This is a genomic window from Microcystis sp. M53603_WE2 (assembly GCF_030065435.1).
Window position 1 is genome coordinate 1 of the sequence record NZ_JASJFF010000205.1, and the last position, 3578, is coordinate 3578.

The 3578-nt window shown below is 41.5% G+C and carries 5 protein-coding genes; all 5 read right to left on the bottom strand.

The features are described 5' to 3' along the window. The coding region (locus tag PX481_RS04445) for a 2Fe-2S iron-sulfur cluster-binding protein (RefSeq protein WP_288093787.1) at positions 1-182 on the bottom strand (182 nt) is incomplete at its 3' end. 391 nt (positions 183-573) lie between these two features. Then, entirely contained in the window at positions 574-771 is a 198-nt protein-coding gene (locus tag PX481_RS04450; protein ID WP_002731987.1) for a hypothetical protein, read from the bottom strand. A 31-nt stretch (positions 772-802) separates the two neighbouring features. After that, complete coding sequence (gene def, locus PX481_RS04455) at positions 803-1378, bottom strand: peptide deformylase (protein WP_002748816.1); 576 nt, start codon at positions 1376-1378, stop codon at positions 803-805. Positions 1379-1690: 312 nt separating this feature from the next. Next, the gene (locus tag PX481_RS04460) at positions 1691-3094 is read right to left on the bottom strand and encodes a serine/threonine protein kinase (RefSeq protein WP_004159495.1); all 1404 of its coding nucleotides are present in this window, start codon (positions 3092-3094) and stop codon (positions 1691-1693) included. A gap of 11 nt (positions 3095-3105) precedes the next feature. Further along, entirely contained in the window at positions 3106-3306 is a 201-nt protein-coding gene (locus PX481_RS04465) for a hypothetical protein (protein WP_043999278.1), read from the bottom strand. Positions 3307-3578: the final 272 nt, after the last annotated feature.

The following is a 3578-nucleotide window of genomic DNA, read 5'->3' on the forward strand; positions in this document are numbered from 1 at the left end:
CCTTGTTCGACGCTACCCTGGGAAAGTTGAGCGGCACAGGTAGTACATACGCCCGCATTGCAAGAACTGGGTAAGTCAATCCCCGCATCGTAGGCTGCCTTTAGTATAGTTTGATCTTCCCTAACTTCGATCGTTTGTGTTGTTCCTAAATGGGAAATTTCTACTTTGTAGGTTGTGGTCATAGCTAATGAATGATGCTTTGAACTTCACCTATTTTATCATTCTAGATTGCGGATAGAGGAGAGAGGGGGGAAATCTTTACCTAATCAGATTTTCACCGATCGGCAGATAATTGATTGTCATGAAAGATGATAAGTAGGTAGGCGTTAAAAATTATCAGACACCACCCTTATCAACGGGGGACTAAGGGTAGGGTTGATTCATGAATCAACCCTACTATGAATCAACCCTAGTACTAAGGGGGTATCGAACCTAAAAACTATTTTTAATTTAATTATAACCAGCTACTTAAAGTCCTCAAAAGTAGTAACTTTTTCTGGCAATTTGTCCTGTAGTTAAAACAAACAAAAGAGAGAAATAAATTCTCTCTTCTGCAACCGAGGGGAAGTTATTCTATTTGTAATTGGCTCTCGTGTCTTTAACCGCCGCCCAAAAAAATAGGGCTGTTAGTGGCACACTTGCCGCTAGAATTAGGCCAGTGGTGGTATTGCCTAAATCCGGTTCTCCCGAACTAATTTCAAAGACACAACCCACACCAGCGATCGCTGCAATACAGGATAATAACAATAAAACGCCGCTTTTCGGGGTCATCTTCACTCCTCACCTAAATTAACTAATGCCTTTATTTTGTCACTTTCTCGACCGGTTTCACCGCTTGCACGGAAAAACCGTGTTTTTTTAATTCTTCATTGAGTGCCAAATCGTTATCTACTCTATCCACGAACATGACACCATTAAGATGATCCATTTCGTGTTGAATTACCCGCGCTAGTAAACCGTTAGCTTGCAGTTTTCGCGGTTTCCCCTGTTCATCTTTATAACTCACTTCGATCGCTTGGGGACGGATGACATCTAAAAACACATCGGGAATACTCAAACAACCCTCTTCCGCTTTGCACAATTCCCGACTATAACCGATAATTTGGGGATTAATCAGAATTAGGGGCGGATTTTCGGGTTTATCGTGTTCACAATCGATGACAATCAATTGTTTATTGACTGCCACTTGCGGAGCCGCTAAACCGATACCATTGGAACTATACATAGTTTGCAGCATTTCTCTGGCTAATTGGCGGATGCTGTCATCGACTTTAGCAATCCGCTTGGCCGGTTGACGCAGGACTCGATCGCCGAGATAATGCAGTTCTAAAGGGGGTTTTTCTAATTTGCGTTTTTCTACGGTAATAGTGGCGCTCATAAACTTAATTATCGATGGGATGCACAATTTTGATCTTAGTCACTGGCTCTGGGGGATTTCTCAGGAAAAGGGAGAAAAAAGCCGAGACTCTTCATAAAATTTTACACCGCTCACAGACAGTTCGTCCATATCAGGGGGTGGGAAGTGGGGAGAGGGGAGATTTTTCAGTTATCAGTAAGCAGTAAACAGTAATCAGTGGGGAAGTGGGGAGATTTTTCAGTTATCAGTAAGCAGTAATCAGTAATCAGTGGGGGAGAACGGAGAAGGGAGAAGGGAGAGGGGAGAAGGGAGAAAAAAGCTGATTGCAACCGGCTACTTATTAGTAATTGGTATTCCTAACCATTGACTCAATTCCGCTGCTAACCATTCAATTTCGGGTTGACTCAGATATTCTTTTGTTTTACTGCTAATAGTATATTCTTTAGTCCCCGCCCAAATAGTTAAAGCCATCGGCACATAAACTCGATCGCCATCACCATCTTTGCTATGATAACTATCAGCTTTCACCAGTTTATTAATATGTTCCCGTGCCATTTTCTTTTTGCCCGGAAGTGTCAAACCCCAAATTCGCTGAATGGCAACAATTTCTTGACTATCAATAGTGATAATTTCCTCCCCTTTGAGACAATAAATAATCTGGTAAAGCAGTCCTAAACCTACAAACCAAAAAGGCACGGAAAAGGAAAAGAGCAGAAAAAACCAACTCATCCACAGAGGAGTAGAAACGGCTCCTCCTGTCCATAATAATAAAAAAGCGTTCCAAGCGATGGCAAAGGCTCCAAAAAAAATTAATTTAGGGGTAAAACCTTCGGGAGGTAAAGATATTTTAATTTTCTCCTCGCTTTTTTGCAACTGTACCCGACTCCCTGCGGGTTTTTCAAGGTTCGAGGAAGTTAATTGAATTTCGTGGAGAGTATTTAAAGCTTGATTTGCTGCTTGTGCTGAAATAAACCTTTTCTCGAGACTAGGTTCAAGTAATTGCCCTAACCAATGAACAAAAGCAGGGCTTAAATTGGCTAAATTATTTAATTGAATCTTGCCATCTTTTTGGGGTAAATCTGCGGGATGAATGCCTGTAGCTAGATAGATTAAAGTCGCTCCTAAACTGTATAAATCAGAAGCGGCAACGGTGCGACCACCGAATTGTTCGGGGGGCATATAACCGTAGGTTCCGACGATAGTTAAAGTGGCCTGTTCCTGTTGAGCAACAGTCTGGACAGAACCAAAATCAATTAAATAGACATTGCCGATACTATGGCCCGATCGATCTTTTAGTAAAATATTACTAGGTTTCAAATCCCGGTGGATAATTGGCGGGTTAAGTCCATGGAGATAAATTAAAATACCTAGGATAGATTTAGCTAATTCTTGCAGGTCTGATTCACTAAATTTGCGACCATTTTCTATCTGTTCCTTGAGAGATTTAGCCTCGATATAACTCTGAACAAGGGCAAAACCTTGATAGGTATCGGTGCGAACTTCAAAATAGTCGATATATTCAGGAATCGAGCGACAATCTAGATGTTTAAGAGTTTCGGCCTCCCGTTCAAAGAGTTTTAAATCTGTCCATTCAAAATCGGGACTGAAGATTAATAATTTGACGACAACAGTAGTACCCGTTTTTAGATCTTGGGCGAGAAAAGTGCGTCTTCCGGTTTGTTTACCTAACTGACTTTGAATTTGGTATCGATCGCCTAAAATTTGCCCTGGCAGCATACAATATATTCCTAGGATAATCCTACTTCTAGGCTAATCGAGAAATTTCTAAACTGCAAGCTAAGAAAACGGAAGTTTGACCGAATCATCAAAACTTTAGCATCTCCGATGATAACTGCGGCGAAATTCAATTGTATCGCCCGTTTTTCGCTAATCCCTAGACTGGGCTGCTGAGGGAGGTATTTTTTCAGGTTAAAAGAGAAAATAGGCATCAGAAAAGAAAATTAGACCCTCTCCGTCTGGGAAAATGTAGTACAAGTGTTCAGAATGTCAATTCTGGCACTCCCATGCAGTCTGAAGGCGTAATTTAGACAGTCAACAGCTTAGGGGACAAGGGAGCGGTCAGTTTAATTCCGATCGAGGTGGAGTTTCCTGATATAGTTTTAAAAGCAGTCGGTTCAAGACAAAAAGACATGGTTACTAGGGGCGAACAAGGGGTAGAAGTGAGGAAAAACGAGAGCTTTTCTCTGGCTTCCTATCTAGA